Raw genomic sequence first — 17153 nt, forward strand, 5'->3', positions numbered from 1 at the left:
CCATATATGGTTCGCAACCATTTTGAGATGCAGACAAGGGGATGTAGACAATGGGAAAAAATTTGGAACATCAATTTAGTATGCTTGTTCGGGAAATCAGAAAGGAATTTGTTGGAAATGGTCCGAAGGAAATCAGTACCCGCTTTGTTGGAAACTGGGCCATTAGTGAAATGAAAGGGAATCTGACGAATGTTGAAAAGTTTATGATTAACTCTGAACAAGGGAAGCAAATGGTACATGAGGCCCGGACTAAAATGGTCAAGGAAATCTATAAGAAGCCAGAGGTCATTGAAAAGTTCGAAGCATTAATTGGGGCGAAGGTGCTGCGGCTTTTTTCAGATATTAATATTGAGGAAGATATTGCGATGACTGTTTTTGTATTCGATGAATCAGTTGATCTAAAAGCCAAATGAGAAAAGGGGGACAAGGGCCATGGATCAGCACATGCTCGTAACCAATCAAGTGTTGCGTTTTGAAAATGGAGAAGTTCAATTGGTTGAGGATGTCATCGTCACCGAGTTTCCGGTTACCATCATGTTAAATGGCCAAGAATTTGCGACCTTAGTATGCAGTCCACAATCTATCGAGGAACTCGTAGTCGGATTTTTGGCGTCAGAGGGCATTATTAGCTCCTATGAGGATATAAAGGAGATACAAGTGGTTGAAACCATAGGAAAGGCAATTGTTACGACACATCGAGTGAATAAATTGAATGAAATGTTCCACTCCAAGCGGTATGTGACATCGTGCTGTGGAAAGAGCCGTCAGAGTTTTTACTTTTATAATGACGCAAGAACGGTCAAGCCGATTGAAACAAAAAATAAAGTGCTTTCGATTCAAGATTGCTTTCACCTCATGGAGAACTTGCAGAAATCATCAACCATTTTTCAAAATACGGGGGGTGTTCATAATGCAGCCCTATGTGATGAGAATGGCATAATTGTCGCCAGGTCAGACATTGGCAGGCATAATGCATTGGATAAAATTTATGGCTATTGTCTGAAACATTCGATTTCAATAGAGGATAAAGTCATTGTATTCAGCGGCCGAATTTCCTCAGAAATATTATTAAAGGCAGCAAAAATTAAATGCGGGATTGTTCTTTCAAAATCTGCACCAACGGAACTAGCATTACGCTTAGCAAACGAACTTGGTATTACCACAGTTGGCTTTATCCGCAACAAAACATTAAATATCTATACCAATCCTGAACGCATTATCATATGAAATAAAGGGGGAGGTTCTGCCGTTTCATTAATGGAGAATAATGAAACGGCAGAACCTTCCCTTGTATCTTTTTGATATAATAAAATGAAGTTTTGTAGGTTTCAAGTAGATAGGAGGATAGCCGTGAAAATTAAAATAACAGATTTAAAGAAGCAGTTGAAGGAATATGAACAAAAAGAGTTAATTGAACTAATTGTTGAGATGTTCAAGTCTAGTAAAGAGGTCCAAAATTATTTATCTAGTAAATTTTTGGGGGATGTTGCAATTGAAGGCTTGTATCAAAAGGTCAAAAACAAAATAGAAAAACAATTTTCTTCAGATCGAGCGCTCCGCCTGGCAGAAATAAAAAAAGAAATAACTGATTTCCAAAAGGCAACAAATGATATAAAAAGAACCGCTGACCTTATGCTTTTGTATGTGGAGCAAGGTGTTGAATACACTACTTCATTTGGATACTTTTCAGAAAGCTTTTATTCCAGTATGGTGAAAATGTTTGACCAAGTTGCTACAGAGTGTGATAACGATGAGGAATTATACAATGACTTATCAAATCGAATACAAGAAGTCCTATCTATGCTGGATGATTGTGATTGGGCTTTCTCCGAGGCAATCCATGAATCGTACTACTCCATCGGCTGGGTTCATGATGAAGAGGATGATGAGGAGTGGTAAAAGAAAGGTGAAATCTTGCTTATCGAATGGATACATCCAATTGTTTCCCAGTAACTTACAATGGAAAACAGCATAAATTATGTTATGATGATACATGTCAGCAAGAGCTGATCACTAATCTTTGCTCGGCCTTTGAGCCATCCGAACGTCAGCGCGAAACTTGCGCGAACCGATTCGATCTTTTAGTTTATCGGCGGTTTTCTTATGAAGGGGACGCTACGGATTCGACAGGGGTAGTTCGAGCTTAGGTTGCGAGTCGAGGGGATCGACCTCGTTAAAACGTCAAAGCCTATAACTGGCAATCAAAAACAACTTTTAGCTGCCTAATTAAGTCAGCTGTTCGCCCTTCCATTGCCTGCGTGGTAAGGTAGCGGACTCAAATTTAGCAGGATACGCCGGATTCTACCGTCTGAGGATGAAGGAAGAGAATAATCAGACTAGCCGAGCCCGGGCGCCCGTCGATAGGCATAAGGAGCGGCGAAAGTGCGAATATATCGACTACACTCGTAGAAGCTTAAGTGCCGATATTCTTGGACGTGGGTTCGACTCCCACCGTCTCCACCATACATAATCAACGGTGGTTAATCTAACATCTATGATAGGAACCATAAAATTTCCATTTGGAAACTTTATGGTTCCTTTTATTTTAGGCCATATTCTGGAATAGAAATCTACTATATTGACAAATTTAAATAACATAGATAGAATCGATAACATTAATATCTGCATAACGAAGATTTGTTTCAAACATTTCGGAGTATAAGAACAAAGGCTATGATAAGAAAGAGTAGCAATCATGTAAACAGACAGAAAGTGACCGGTTGATGAGAGGTGCATGTTGAACGATTGTGAATACATCTTGGAGCTGTGTACCGAAAAGTAATCACTTAGTAGGCTACACCGGTTAAGCACCCGTAATCATGTGCTAAGTAAAAGTCAAACGACTGTACTTACTAAGGTAAGCAATGTGAGTTGCTTATGAATTAAAGGTGGTAACACGAGATGAATCGTCCTTTTGGTTAATCCAAAAGGGCGTTTTTTATTTTTATCCTTTGTTTCTTATAGAACTTGCCATATTAGAAATAATATTCCAAGGAGATGTTAGTATGTTAGTAAAACCTGAAGAACAATTAAAAATCATCATGAAAGGTGTTCAAGAAATAGTAAACGAAGAAGAGTTAATGGCAAAATTAGAGAAGTCATACCAGTCACAGACTCCACTTACCATTAAACTAGGACTTGACCCTTCTGCCCCTGATATTCATTTAGGTCATGCAGTTGTATTAAGAAAAATAAAACAAATGCAAGATTTAGGACATAAAGTAGTTATTATCATTGGTGATTTTACAGGTCGTATTGGGGATCCAACTGGAAAGGCAAAAGGCCGAGTAGCTTTAAGTGATGAGCAGGTTAAAATAAACGCAAAAACGTACTGTGAACAAATCTTTAAAGTGTTAGATTCAGAGAAAACCATCGTCCGTTTTAATAGTGAGTGGCTATCAAAATTAACTTTTGAGGAAGTCATTAAATTAGCAGCAACCACATCCGTTGCAAGAATATTAGAACGTGATGATTTCCAAAATAGATATAACAATCAAGTACCAATTGGAATTCATGAATTTTTCTACCCACTCATGCAGGCGTATGATTCGGTAGAGATACAGGCGGATATTGAATTAGGTGGGACAGACCAAACCTTTAACATTCTCATGGGGCGTACACTTCAAAAGCACTGGGGATTAGAAAAGCAAATTGCCCTTTTTATGCCATTGCTTGAAGGTCTTGATGGTATAGAGAAAATGAGCAAAAGTCTTGGAAATTATATTGGAGTAAATGAACCGGCAGAAGTCATGTTTAAAAAGGTTATGGAAGTACCAGATAGCCTAATTATTAAATACTTTGAGTTAGCGACGGATGAACATCCAGATGAAATAGAGAATATTAAACAACTTCTTGAAAAAGGAGTAAATCCAAGAGATATTAAACTTCAATTGGCTCAAATTATTACAAGTTTATACTGGGGAGAAGAAGAAACGAAAAGAGCCATCACCTATTTTGAAACGGCTTTTAGCAAAAAAGAAATACCAGATGATATTCCTGGGATTTTAATACAAATTGGCGCAGAAACAGTTGAAGCCATCATTCCACAGCTAATTGAAAAAGGATTCGTAAAAAGTAAAAGTGAATTTATACGTTTAGTTAAACAAAATGGGGTACAGCTCAATAAAGAAAAAATAAATGAAGATGATTTAGACCGTGTCTTAATGAATAAAGACGTATTACAAATGGGTAAAAAACGATTTATACGTTTTATTAAATAATATAGAAATCTTTTGGGAGTGTTAATTAGGTACTTTAATATTAACGCTCTTTTTTCTTATTGTACTAACGGGTAACTGACACATAAATGCTCTTCAACAATCGGGTGTATTTCCAGAGTATGGATCTGCGCCTTTTTGCATGAACGGGCCATTTAATGGAACAAGAGACCCTCATATTTTAGAGTTGTTTTTTCCTTCATATTGAATCAAGCATAACTAAAGATTTATTTACTAAGAAAGATACCTCTAACATGATGTGTTTGCTACGCTAAGGCATTTTTAGCATAAACAGTCGATTTCTAAAAAAAGTATTCGACTGTTTATTTGTCTTGTTCAACAATCGCTCCCCATTGGCTTTTTTAAAAGAAATCCTCAGTAGATGATGTCTCTCTTTGGAACTATGATAGATTGACGAAATTATTTATTCTAAATGTGAGAGAAAAACTTTTTTAATACGTTGTATAAGGTGTAAAAGCTTTTACAAAAAAATAAGGGGAATCGTACATGAAGTCGAATGAAAACAATTTTATACAGCGATTACAACGACAAAAGGAAGACGCATTAGAATTTATAGTTGATAAATATCTGCCATTAATAAAAGGGATAACTTATAAAGTTCTTTCCCCTCTTGAGAATGATGGAATCATAGAAGAATGTATAAATGATATTTTTCTTTCAATCTGGAACCATTCAAAGAAATTCCATGGAGATTCGGCAGATTTTAAAAAATGGATCTGTGCAATTGCTAAGTTTAAAGCGATTGATTATTACAGAAAGGCTAGTAAGAAAGTGGAATTCACCTCAAATGATATGGATTTGAATGCTGAAAAATCAGCAGAAGATGAACTCATTATGATCGAAGACAAAGCGGAACTTATCAAGTTAATAAATCTATTAGAGCCTGTGGATCGAGATATTTTTATCATGAAATTCTTTCTAGGTTTAAAAACCGAGGATATATCTAAAAAACTAGGGTTAACCAATTCTGCGATAGATAATCGAATTTATAGAGGGAGAAAGAAACTAAATAACAAAGCTGCGAATCTTAATCTAGGAGGTAGTATATTGTGAAGGATATTTATGAATTATTAAATGATATAGACATAGATGAAAATGAATTTGAGGAAATGGAAGTAAGTGAATTTGAAAAGACTAAAGTAAAAAAGGCTTTAAAAAAATCATTAAATGAGAAGAAAAAAATAAAGGGCTGGAAAAGAAACGTTGTTGCATCAGCCATTATCATCGGCTTATCAGTCTCAGCTTTTGGATTATCGTTTCCTGCTTATGCTGGCAATATTCCTGTCATAGGAGATATTTTTAGATTTTTGGATAATGGAAGAACTGGCCTTTATGATGATTACAAGGAATATTCCACTGAGATAAACATGACAGAAGAAAGTAAGGGGATCACCGTTACAATTAATGACGCAATTTATGATGGGAAAACAGTTTCAATAACATATTCAATCGAAAGTGATCAAGATTTAGGAAATGATCCGATCATTCTTGGACACCTAGACATAAAGGGGTCAACAGGGCAGGCAGGCAGTTCTACCATTTCAAAAGTAGATGAAAATCATTATGTGGGTCTTATTACAGCTAGTAGCATGAATCTTACGAATGAAGATACAGTAAAAATAAAATGGAAGATAGAAAGTATAACCATTCCAGAAAAACAGGAAGAAATTAAAGGAAAATGGAACTTTGCCCTTGGGCTAGATGCAACGGAAAGCAATACGCAACAATTAAGTGATCATAGCGTAGAGCGGAATGGAGTACAAGTAAATGTTGGAGAAATATCTATCACACCCATGTCCTTTATTGTTTATTATGATCAAGTGGTTTCCGAAGAGATAAGAAACAAATGGCACGGAGTAGATGTCGAGATAGAAGTGAAAGATGACTTAGGAAATAGTTATTCAGGTGAAGGTAACGGAGGAACAGGTGATAGTGAAGGATATAATATTCGTTGGAGTAAAACATTCGAAAAATTAGACGAGAAGGCAACGAAGCTCATCATAACCCCATACATCACCTTAAGAGAGTATACTTCTGAAAATTTTGGTTCAGTCGAAATTACCGACAATGGTGAACATAGGGAAATTCCTATTCCAACGAAGCCTGGTAAGGGGAGAGAAGAATTTGTATTAGAGGATATTGTTATTGAATTAGAGAAATAACGTCATCTATGAAATAACTGGCTTATTTACAAAGGCCAGTTATTTTAGTGTTGTTCAGCAAAAGGGCGCATTCCTCTTATAAGGATTGCGCTTTTTTGCTTTGAAGGGCGATTGAGTTGAATAAGACAGAATCGACTTGAAAAAAAGTGTAATTAAGCTATAATATTAGATTTATTTAGTCTAATTAAATCTTTGCAAACAAAGAAAGAAGGTTTTTCTATGAAGTCGATATTATTAATCGGACAATCAAATATGGCAGGCAGAGGATTTATGGAGGATGTACCGCCAATTTATAATGAGTACATACATATGTTGCGAAATGGCAGATGGCAAATGATGGCAGAACCACTTCATTTCGATCGTCACGTAGCTGGTGTTGGGCCGGCAGCCTCTTTTGCTCAGGCTTGGACAGAGGACCATCCGGGAGAGTCCATTGGGCTTATACCATGTGCCGAGGGAGGAAGCTCTATGGATGAGTGGGCAATGGATGGACCATTAACAAGACATGCGATTTCTGAAGCCAAATTTGCTATGGAAACAAGTGAACTAGTGGGAATTCTGTGGCATCAAGGCGAAAGCGACAGTTACGGAGAACGTTATCAGACGTATGAAGATAAATTGCTTTCATTATTTAAACACTTGAGAGAAGAATTGAATGCACCAAATATCCCGATTATTATCGGTGAGTTGGGACATTTCCTTGGAGAAGTAGGATTTGGAAAAAGCGCTGTAGAATATAAACAAATAAACCAGATCTTATCTAAAGTGGCTCATACCGAAGAAAATTGCTATTTTGTCACAGCAAAAGGCTTAACGGCAAATCCAGATGGCATTCATATTGATGCGATCTCCCAAAGAAAATTTGGATTACGATACTATGAAGCTTTTTCAAAACAAAAGCATGTGTTAGATAGTTTGGATATAGAGGATGCATGGATGGAAAAGGAAGCAACACGTGAATTAACGAAAAAGGAACGTATATTTGTTCAAAGTACGAAGTTTGCCTTAGGACAATTGAGTTTTGAGGAGTTTTCTGTTAATGTTTCCACTATTAATGAAAGTAAGTAATAAAGACCACATCCTTCTACTCTTTAATAGAAGGGTAGTGGTCTTTTTGTACATATGGATGGAGCCTATCTTTCAATAACGGAAGAAAATTGAAAGGCATGGGTTTGTACTATTTGGTTTTGAATCGAAGGGCCGCCTTCAATTGCTGCTTGAAAATGATAAACAGCGGTTGTACTGCTTTGAGATTGCAGCAAACGAGCGGCATTTGTAGTAGCTGATGATTGTTCAATCATACCTGAACCTTTACTAGTTTGTTTTAGTTCTGTTGTATGGTTTGTCAATTCGCTATCTACATCAAGGGTCGTTTCACTTTTTTGTGTGGCAGAGGCTGGACCAACTGAATATCCATTTTGAAGCTGATAGCTTTTCAAATGGACGGAATGTCTTTGGATAGAATTTGCCGTTCCATTGATTTCACTTGTCACCTCATTCATTTTATCTCTTTTGATTTCCAGTATTTTTTCCCAGCCGCTATTCGTTTGTTCGACTAGGATGGAGGATTGATTCCATTCGCTTGCCTCGCTGTCTGCACTAGCAAAACTAATACTTAAAGCGGAAGCAAGGATAAAGGATCCAACTACTTTTTTTAGCATCGCTTAACCTCCCAGATGTGTCTAATATGAATAAGAAGGCTCCATCCAGCAAGTTCCAGATGGAGCAGGTTTGAGCATCGTTTTCTCTTTAATTAGTTTGCAGATTGTCCTTGAACAACAGTAAAGCTTGATGATTGACTTTGGCTAATGTTGTCGCCTTCTGAAACAGCAGATTGTGTGGTTGTAATATCAGAGACTTGGCTTTGATTAGCTTCTACAGCATCTCCAGCCGTTTGTGTTTGAGTGGTATCATTTGTACTTGTTTGTGTAACTGTATGGTTATCACCAGTAGAATTAGTTGTTTGATCAGTGACAGCTGCTGAATTTTGAGCTTGTACATCACCGGCTCCTGCTTGAACCTGTGCTGTAGTGTTAGAGTTTTCTTGTACTCCGTCGTTATTTAGACCGTTCTTGTTTGTTACTTGTTTGGATTGATTGGTAGACCCTTGATATTGCTCAGATTCAGTGTCACCTACTTGCGTTTGCTCTGTAATAGCTATCATATCTTGGTAGGTATCATTAGCTGCACCTGCTACCGCAGCTCCTTGTTCAACGGATACAGCTGAATCTTGATCTTGTACGCTTCCTTCAAAGCCTGTTTGATCTTGTACAACATCATTGTAATGGTATTGCTCAGCTGCAGCATTTTCGCTATCTACAACAGCTAATTGTGTACCTTCAGACACTGTATGTTGGTCTTGAACAGTATTCGTGGCACCCATTTGAGTCTGCTCTGCATTGGTAACAGAATCTTGAGCTGCATTCACATTTTCGCCCGTTACATAGGCGCCTTGTCCATTTGTAAGGCTAGAACCCTGGTTTTGAACGGCTTCATCTGCTCCAAATTGGTCTTGAGCTGCTTCACCATATACGATTTGATCAAGTTCAATATGGTCGCCAATTACTGTACCACTTTGCTCGGCATCATGGGATGAATCCTGAGATTGATAGGCACCGAGAATTCCTTCCTGTGTTTGAATGGTATCTGTTTCAGCATCTTCAATGATGTAATTTCCATTTCCTTCTATAATCGCACCTTGACCTGTCGTGTTTGTTAAAGTTTGACCTTGGTGAACATTTTCAATATCTCCAGTTTGCTTCTGGTTATTGAAATGGGCAGAATATTGGTCCGCATCGTTCTCGTCTCCATCAACACCAGCGATTTGCTCTGAAAGATTATCTGCCAGTTGATTTTGAGTCATTCCGTTGCCATTAGCCTCTTGGTTTTGAGTTGTTCCATTGTAGATGTCCTGGTAAGGATAGTTACCCTCTCCGATCGTATCTTGATTTTGGATATTCGTGTCGTAAGAACCTTGAAGTTGATCAATTAGATTACTATCTGCACTTTGGTTAGAATCTGTATCATTGTATGCGAATTGATCCTGTATATTTTCATTTCCGCCACTCCCTTGGTTTTGTACATTATATTTATAGGAGTCTTGGATTTGACTGAGTCGAGAGCCGATACCTGCTTTCATTTGATTGATTTCACTATAAATATCTTGCAGTTGACTGTTCTTTGTACCGTTTGTATGTTGAAGTTGACCATTTTCGTTGTGTGATAATTGGTCTTGAATCATGTCGTTTCCGTTACTTGTTTGGGCTTGTTGTTCTACCATATCGATGGCTTGGTCTTGTTCATTTTCTTCGTTATTTCCACTTTGTTCAAGTGTGGAGAAGCTATCAGATGCTTGTGTTTGTGCTAGTGAATGGCCCGTTGCGGAGGATTTTTGTTCTGCCCATGCAGATACACGTTGTTTTTGAGCAGCTTTCTTAGCTTGAATGGATTGCAATACACTTGCAAAATCGTCGTCTGATTGATCTTGATAAGAATTAGAACCTTTGTTGACTCTGTCTTGGAAACTATATTTTGTCACTTCTTGACGCTGGTCCACATTTGGTTCTGCAGCAAAAGCAGAGGTTGAGGCGAATAAAGTACCGACAAGTAATCCTGTACTAACAATTTTCTTCATGTTTAATACGTTTTTTACTTCTTTCATTTTCTTATCCATCTTGTTCATCCTACCTCCAAAAATGCATAATTTTCGTTGCAGGTGTAGTATACGTTCTTTTAGGAATCATAAGAAAATCTCGAATTCTGGCAATTTTGCTTTTGAAAATTCATTTTTCTCTATTTTTCCCTTTTTTACTCAATATTCCTCTATTGGTTTAATTTAACAATTCTTAACGTGTTTTCACATGAGATTAACTAATTTTACAAACATCTCTAATCTATTTACATGTGTTTATTTTCTTTAATATTGACTTAAAATGACAATCACAAATAATCCTACTAATATCCTGTGTCTTTGCTCTGTTTTTAATATTTAAAACTATTTTTATAGTTCTAATATCTTTGTTTTTGAAAATAAAAGCCTTTTCCTGTTCGTTTATCACCTGCTTTTGGTCTGTTTTTTGGATGTAAAACATGAAATTACATAAGATTAACAGTTCTTTTAGAATGGCTTGTTACCTTTATAGATAGAGTTTGCTGTAAAACTAGCATCCTCAAATTCAATATAAAATGGAGGTTTTTGTTAGGATGAGCAATACAGGGATGGATAGACGTAATTTCTTGAGGGTTGGCGGAATGAGCACATTGGCTTTAACACTAGGAACGACGGGTCTTTTTTCACTAGCAAATACATCAAAAGGTTTTGCTGCTGAGGTTGCTGGGAATCCAACAAGCGGGTTTGGCGGTTATGGTCCTCTAGTAAAAGATCCAAACGGCATATTAGATCTGCCTAAAGGCTTCCATTATAAAATGTTTTCAAAGGCAGGAGATTTGATGCCTAACGGTGATAAAGTTCCTGCGATGCATGATGGTATGGCTGCTTTTAAAGGAGAGAAGAACACAACGATTCTAGTAAGAAACCATGAAAATAGTACAAACTCAAGTCTCCCTGTAAACGGAAAAAATCCATGGGGCCAGGCTGCTGGTGGAACAACGACGTTAATCGTAGGACCGAACAGAGAAGTGATTGATCAATATGTATCGAGTTCAGGTACAGTTCGTAACTGTGCTGGGGGAGCTTCCACATGGGGTACTTGGTTAACGATGGAGGAGACGGGGAATAAAGGGCATGGATATATTTTCGAGGTGAATCCGCTTGATCCTGAAAATGAAATGTCCAAAACACCAATCTATGATATGGGCCGTTTCTCGCATGAAGCCGGACATGTGGATCCATCAACAGGTATTTGGTATTTAACAGAAGATGCGAGCCCAAGCTTCCTTTATCGCTTTACACCAAATGACAGAAGCCAAACACTAGGTTCTCTGCAAAAGGGTGGAACGTTAGAAGCAGCCGCCATTGATGAATTACCAAGAGCAGCACAAATGGCAACGGGACAAACATTTGGCGTCGTTTGGAAAAAGGTAGACCCTGAGATTGCTCAAGCAGATGCAAAAGCCAAGGGCTGTATTCAGTTTAGCCGTCTTGAGGGTGCTTATTTCTCTGAAGGAACTTTCTGGTTTGATGATACAAGCGCGGGTACAAAAAGCCTTGGCCGTGTTTATCGTTATACGCCAGCAACAAATACCCTGGAGCTTTTCTATGAATCTACTGATAAAAATGATTTAGAAATGCCTGATAATATTACGATTACTCCTTGGGGAGATCTTTGGATTGCGGAGGATGGCGGCGGTAACGATCGCATTGTCGGATTAACGCCAGAGGGAGAAATCTATACGTTTGCGGAGAACGTAATGAATAGCTCCGAATTTGCCGGACCAGCCTTCTCTGTTGATGGGAATACGTTCTTTGTCAATATGCAGACTCCTGGTATTACGTTTGCGATTTGGGGACCTTTTGCTCGTAAAAATTCTACCCGCAGACGCGCCATGAACTATGCTCAGCCTCCAGCAGACCTTGCACCAGTCGTATCGGACAAGCTTAGAGCTTTTGCCGAAGAACAAGGGATGTCCATGCTTGAAGCAGCAGCGCTCGAGCGTCATGGAATGCCAATCCTTTAATTAAAAGGAAACAGCAGCTAAAAAGAAGAATGAAAAAAGACAGTTACCATCTGTAAAGGCGACTGTCTTTTTTTGATGCGCAAAATCACTGCAACTGATGAATCCCTAGAAATAAAGGTTTACTTACTAAGTGGGTAAACCTATCAATTGGGACGATAAACTCCTCTAGACCCTTTCACAAAACCGTAACAACTTCCCCAAAGTAATAGGACATTTTGAACCCCTTTGCTTATATAACAATAGCAAAACGGTGGTGCAAGAGTTATGAAAATAAAATCAGACGCAATGGACCAATTTGAACAGTATTGCCAATTTAAATCAGAGAAGGAATTCAAGCAGCATGTTGAAAAGATTCTGCGAGATTACCAGAAGGTTTGGACGAAGGGAGATCGAGTTGCGCTTCTCATGCTTGCGCGTTGTTCCTATAGAATCCCCGGGGTGTCTAATCCTTCCATTGATTCGTTGCTAGAGTTTATCAAAGAACATAATGATGTGAGGCCTATTTCGCGGTCTACTTTTAAGCGAATGGTTGGGAAGGCAAACGCACTCGGCGTTCTCAACGTTTATCAGACAGAAAAGGAAAATGGTTACCAGTTAAGCAATCGTTATATCTTCAATAACAGAACAACATTCGGAGGAAATCAACATGAGCAAGCTGTTAATCCATGATAAACCCATTATGATCAACATTCGAAAGAAAAGGACCAGGAGGAAATCATTGTTGCCAAGCAGCGAAATGGCCCGATTGGAACGGTTCACTTGAAGTTTCAGAAGGAATTTGGTCGGTTTCGGGAATTGGTGGGGTAGTAGGATGAGGGACAGCAGGTTTTATTGCAATAGACAGACAAAATCATTATAAAGAATGCGGATAAGTAAAGTGGATATAATAGTAAATCCTAATGTAGAAGCTTGAAAAAATAGAATGATAGAAAATATGGAAAGGGGAAATAGAACAATAAATGCAATGGTTCTATTCATTTTCTATGGTGATACCTTAGGGGGCAAATATCCGGTAGGTGAAGAGATTCAGAAAGATGGAAAGGAAGGACCGGGAGCAAGGAGTGAATATTGGGGGGAGGCAAAGGTTCGGCATACCAGCCTCCTGACACCTTTCCCCCATGAATGTTTCCGTTGTTAGTGTGAGATGTGCCGGCCCAATGATAACCATATTACCGGCTGCAAGAGCTGCTGCTACTGCTAAACTGAAACTTTTGTTTTTTCAAAAGTGATAAGTGGATTCCAGCTACCTGAAGATTGTCCATCTGCAAAATAAATGGGAGTACAATCTTCATCAATAATGCCAAGCAGCATGGCTACGTGGCGGCCTCCTGACTCCACTTTTGCCATACTTGCATATTGCGGCAACATTTGATAGGCAGCTTTATAGTCTTTATTCATTAGCAAATCGACGAATTCTTTATCAAGGGCGTGCTCAGCAAAGGTTGGCATATGATGTCTTCCACGTACTAAATTATGTGAAAGAGCGCCGCTAGAAATAAAAACGACCTTCTTCTCAGATTTTTGTAAAACTTTAGCAATCTCTTGGCCCCATTTATAGGTTTCTTCAAGATTAGCAGCTAACGTAACAGATAGGTTAATAATAGGAATATCCCCATTTGGAACAAGATAACGCAAAGGCACAATTGTACCATAATCCCACTCGAAATGATCACCATATACTCCTTCTACAGGAATTTCAGCGTTTTTCCCCGCTTGAACAAGCAAATTGGCGAGTTCTTCATCACCTGGGTAATGATAGGGGACATCACTAATCATATCTGGAGCTTCCTGTGCAGTCAGAATCCCTTTGTGAATGGGATTACAGTCGACATAATGGGCAAAGGTAGACGGCCAGTGGCAAGAAACCAAAACAATCACATCAGGTTGGATTTGTGCAATTTCCTCAGCCACTTCTTTAAAGCCGGCAACAATGCCTTGCTGGAAATCTGGGGCCTGATTTTCATGGCAAAGACTTGGAGCATGTGGTACGAGCATGCTTAATTCAATTGACATAATGAATTCCTCCATTTTTTAAAGATTTACTTTACTAATCTCAGTGTGTCTCCTGCTTTTTCCCATTCGATCGGCAGGCCTACATAATTTTCTGCAATCATTGTTAATCCTGCTTCATACGAAGTATAGTAATCAAGATCGGCCAATTGAATCCCGCGTTCAAAGGAGTCAAGGTTTGGATTTGTATGGAGAAGCTTTGTCATGAAAGAAGAGAAGCGTTCTGCTTTCCAAACACGACGAAGACAAATTTCTGAGTAACGGTCCAATAGATCGTTGCTGCCTGTTTGATAGAATTCTGCCATTCCGCGAGCCATTACTTTGACATCTGTAGCAGCCAAATTCAATCCTTTTGCTCCTGTAGGAGGCACGGTATGAGCGGCATCACCTGCGATAAATAGGCGGCCATATTGCATCGTTTCACAAATGAAACTGCGCATTTGGATAATTCCTTTTGAATTAATCGGTCCATCCGGTATTTGCCAGCCATCATGGGTTTTTGTTCTTTCGTTTAATTCTGTCCAAATTCGGTCATCAGACCAATTGGCAATATCATCGTTTGCATCTACTTGTAGGTAGTGACGTTGTAAAATCGGGGTACGTGTACTTAATAAAGCAAATCCCCTCTCATGGTTAGCGTAGACAAGTTCATCTGCTGCTGGAGCAGAATCAGATAGAATACCTAGCCATCCATCCTTATACATATGTAGATGTTCTTTTCTTATATTGTCAGGAATGGCTTGACGGCTTGGTCCGTGAAATCCATCACATCCTGCGATAAAATCACAAATCAGTTCTTCGTCCATCCCATTTTTACGATATTTTATTTTTGGTTTGTCTGTATCAATATCATGTAAAGTGACGTCCTCTACGTCAAAGATGATATCTTTGCCATTTGCATAGCGAGCGTTGACTAGGTCGATAATGACTTCATGCTGTGGATATACGACAACTTGTTTTCCACCGGAATATTTTTTTAAATCAATGCGGCGTCTTTCTCCATTAAATTGAAAGTAGTTGCCATCGTGAAAATGACCTTCACGATTCATACGATCCCCCACACCGATTTCTCTTAAAATATCAATGGTCGTTTGTTCTAAAATGCCGGCTTTTACCGTTCCTTCGATATTGTTTCTTGATTTACGTTCTAATATAACTGAATCAATTCCTTGTTGGTGTAATAATTGTGCAAGAATAAGTCCCGCTGGTCCAGCTCCAATAATCCCTACTTGTGTACGCATATTTCTATCTCCTTTGTAAGCGTTTTTAAGTTATCCACATTACAAATGATATTATGAAAATATTCTGAATAAAACTTTCAACTTCTTATATGCGAAACAAATGATAATTTTTCGTAAAAGCAGGTCTTAAAAGAGGCAAAATCTAGTCAATGAAAGAAGTTGATTTTTCTATATGAAAAAGTACAAGCCTGTAAATTAATGATTCGAATCGATGAAATAAAAAATTTTAAAAAAATTCAAAGAGTTTCACATAAAAGAAGTTACTGGTTTTATTCTGAAAATTCATAATATACTATTTTCACTATGAAAACGATAATAACGTAAAAGTAAGGGAGAGATGTTGATGCGCACGATAGTTGCCCAAGATGTTGTTTCTGCAAGTAAATTTAATCGCTTTCATTTACTAGTCTTTCTGTGGTGTTTCTATGCAATCGGTTTTGATGGCTTTGATATTGCTATGTATGGTGTGGGGTTGCCATGGATGATGGAGGAGTGGAATTTATCCGCGCTTCAGGCTGGAGCTGTTGGCAGTTACTCTTTGTTCGGGATGATGGTTGGTGCTCTTGTCTTAGCTCCAGTAGCCGATAAGTTTGGCCGAAAAAACGTCATTATTATTTGCATGTTCTTATTCAGTGCATTTACATTGGCAGCAGGTCTTTCTCCTAATATTACGATGTTTACCATCATGCGCTTTATTGCCGCGATTGGGATGGGTGGGTTGATGCCGAACTGTATCTCACTCATGACAGAATATTCACCGAAAAAACAACGTGCCCTCCTTGTGGGAGCCATCTATATTGGATATGCTCTTGGAGGCATTTTAGCTTCGTTAATTGGCATGTATTTGGTTCCGCAAACAGATTGGCGTGTATTGTACTATATTGGTGCAATCCCTTTACTAACTATTCCGTTTTTCATCAAGCAGTTTCCTGAGTCACTTTCTTATTATCTAGCAAGACAACAGGTTGGAAAAGTGGTAGAGATTCTTAATAAAGTTAAGCCTGATGGGAATTTTTCCGAAAAGGATGATTATCAGCTTCATACAGCTCTGAAAGATGGGAAGGGCTTTCCAGTTAAAAAGCTCTTTACGAACAAACGAGCCTTTACGACGATTGCCTTTTGGATTGCCATCTTCTGTACCATGATGATGGCATACGGCTTAAATACATGGCTGCCAAAAATTATGCAAAGTTCAGGCTTTAGTCTTACATCAAGCCTTTCATTTAATATCATGCTTTGTGTTGGTCAGATTGCAGGTACCTTGATAGGCGGTTACTTGGCTGGAAAAATAGGATATCGGAAAGTACTTGTTTCGTTATATTTAATGGGTGTTGTGACATTCATTGCATTAAGTATTACGACGAATGTGGCTCTTGTTTACTTTTTGATTTTCTTGGGCGGTGCAAGTACCGTCGGGGCCATGAACTTGGGCAACCCGTACATTACCGAATTCTATCCGCGTGAAATTCGCGCAACTGGAATGGGCTATGCCCAGGCAATAGGACGAATTGGTTCCATCCTTGCCCCGACTTTAATTGCGATGCTTCTTGTAACTGGAATAGATCCCAAAATGGCGTTTGCTACATTTGCCGTGCCAAGTATTTTAGCTGTTTTAGGGTATCTTTTAGTCCAAGAAAAGTACGGGTCTTTTGACAAAGTAGTCGAAGAAAATGGGATGAATGAAGAATTTATAGAAGGTGAGAATAAGAGAATTATTCAATCTTAGTCCATAGACATTCTATGAAAGAAAGGTTTAGCAGCAATAAGCTCTAAACCTTTCTTTTTGTGTAAGGCTTTGTTAAAGTACTATGTTGATAAACCAGATTTTTGACTCATTCGTGTGAAATGAACATTTCACACGCCTT

15 protein-coding genes, 1 other RNA gene, 1 pseudogene and 1 other annotated feature are annotated in these 17153 nt (G+C 38.4%); of the genes and pseudogenes, 12 read left to right on the forward strand and 5 right to left on the reverse strand.

From position 1 onward, the window contains the following. Positions 1-50: 50 nt before the first annotated feature. The 8 genes from F4V44_RS03430 (at position 51) to F4V44_RS03465 (ending at position 7468) form a co-directional block, all read left to right on the forward strand. Positions 51-413, forward strand: coding sequence for a DUF2294 domain-containing protein (locus F4V44_RS03430; RefSeq protein WP_150438593.1), 363 nt, complete (start codon positions 51-53; stop codon positions 411-413). Positions 414-432: 19 nt separating this feature from the next. Next, positions 433-1227, forward strand: a complete 795-nt coding sequence (fdhD, locus tag F4V44_RS03435; RefSeq protein WP_150438594.1) for a formate dehydrogenase accessory sulfurtransferase FdhD — start codon at positions 433-435, stop codon at positions 1225-1227. 123 nt (positions 1228-1350) lie between these two features. Beyond that, positions 1351-1899: a DUF6155 family protein gene (locus tag F4V44_RS03440; RefSeq protein ID WP_223881779.1), complete on the forward strand. Its 549-nt coding sequence runs from the start codon at positions 1351-1353 to the stop codon at positions 1897-1899. A 209-nt stretch (positions 1900-2108) separates the two neighbouring features. Next, positions 2109-2463, forward strand: a transfer-messenger RNA (tmRNA) gene (gene ssrA / locus F4V44_RS03445). 201 nt (positions 2464-2664) lie between these two features. Beyond that, positions 2665-2917: a binding site (T-box leader), on the forward strand. 88 nt (positions 2918-3005) lie between these two features. Continuing rightward, complete coding sequence (tyrS, locus tag F4V44_RS03450; protein ID WP_150438595.1) at positions 3006-4220, forward strand: tyrosine--tRNA ligase; 1215 nt, start codon at positions 3006-3008, stop codon at positions 4218-4220. A gap of 504 nt (positions 4221-4724) precedes the next feature. Next, entirely contained in the window at positions 4725-5291 is a 567-nt protein-coding gene (locus F4V44_RS03455; RefSeq protein ID WP_150438596.1) for a sigma-70 family RNA polymerase sigma factor, read from the forward strand. Continuing rightward, entirely contained in the window at positions 5288-6400 is a 1113-nt protein-coding gene (locus tag F4V44_RS03460) for a DUF4179 domain-containing protein (protein WP_150438597.1), read from the forward strand. Before F4V44_RS03455 ends, F4V44_RS03460 begins: the two co-directional genes overlap by 4 nt. A gap of 219 nt (positions 6401-6619) precedes the next feature. Continuing rightward, positions 6620-7468, forward strand: a complete 849-nt coding sequence (locus F4V44_RS03465; RefSeq protein ID WP_150438598.1) for a sialate O-acetylesterase — start codon at positions 6620-6622, stop codon at positions 7466-7468. A 65-nt stretch (positions 7469-7533) separates the two neighbouring features. Here F4V44_RS03465 and F4V44_RS03470 read toward each other — a convergent pair whose 3' ends face one another. Next, positions 7534-8061, reverse strand: a complete 528-nt coding sequence (locus F4V44_RS03470) for a hypothetical protein (RefSeq protein ID WP_150438599.1) — start codon at positions 8059-8061, stop codon at positions 7534-7536. A 92-nt stretch (positions 8062-8153) separates the two neighbouring features. Next, positions 8154-10082: a serine-rich family protein gene (locus F4V44_RS03475; protein ID WP_150438600.1), complete on the reverse strand. Its 1929-nt coding sequence runs from the start codon at positions 10080-10082 to the stop codon at positions 8154-8156. Positions 10083-10603: 521 nt separating this feature from the next. Here F4V44_RS03475 and F4V44_RS03480 point away from each other — a divergent pair. The 3 genes and pseudogenes from F4V44_RS03480 to F4V44_RS03490 all read left to right on the forward strand — a co-directional run. Next, a complete protein-coding gene (locus tag F4V44_RS03480) occupies positions 10604-12037 on the forward strand; it encodes an alkaline phosphatase PhoX (RefSeq protein WP_150438601.1) in 1434 nt (477 codons plus the stop codon). A 264-nt stretch (positions 12038-12301) separates the two neighbouring features. After that, positions 12302-12706, forward strand: coding sequence for a hypothetical protein (locus F4V44_RS03485; protein ID WP_150438602.1), 405 nt, complete (start codon positions 12302-12304; stop codon positions 12704-12706). 21 nt (positions 12707-12727) lie between these two features. Then, positions 12728-12844 (forward strand): annotated as a pseudogene (locus tag F4V44_RS03490) (DnaB-like helicase C-terminal domain-containing protein); the annotation flags it as partial. 187 nt (positions 12845-13031) lie between these two features. Here the strand turns inward: F4V44_RS03490 and F4V44_RS28355 are convergent. The 3 genes from F4V44_RS28355 to F4V44_RS03505 are packed head-to-tail and all read right to left on the reverse strand — an operon-like array spanning position 13032 to position 15288. Beyond that, positions 13032-13205, reverse strand: coding sequence for a hypothetical protein (locus tag F4V44_RS28355; protein ID WP_150438603.1), 174 nt, complete (start codon positions 13203-13205; stop codon positions 13032-13034). Between the two features lie 29 nt (positions 13206-13234). Beyond that, positions 13235-14050: a DODA-type extradiol aromatic ring-opening family dioxygenase gene (locus F4V44_RS03500; protein ID WP_150438604.1), complete on the reverse strand. Its 816-nt coding sequence runs from the start codon at positions 14048-14050 to the stop codon at positions 13235-13237. 26 nt (positions 14051-14076) lie between these two features. Then, positions 14077-15288, reverse strand: coding sequence for a 4-hydroxybenzoate 3-monooxygenase (locus F4V44_RS03505; protein WP_150438605.1), 1212 nt, complete (start codon positions 15286-15288; stop codon positions 14077-14079). A 343-nt stretch (positions 15289-15631) separates the two neighbouring features. On the opposite strand from F4V44_RS03505, the gene F4V44_RS03510 reads away from it, so the two are divergent. Continuing rightward, positions 15632-17014 (forward strand): MFS transporter, encoded by a 1383-nt coding sequence (locus F4V44_RS03510; RefSeq protein ID WP_150438606.1) that lies wholly within the window; start codon positions 15632-15634, stop codon positions 17012-17014. Positions 17015-17153 lie beyond the last annotated feature (139 nt).

It is taken from the genome of Niallia endozanthoxylica, assembly GCF_008710145.1.
GTDB classification, from domain to species: Bacteria; Bacillota; Bacilli; order Bacillales; family Cytobacillaceae; genus Bacillus_BD; species Bacillus_BD endozanthoxylica.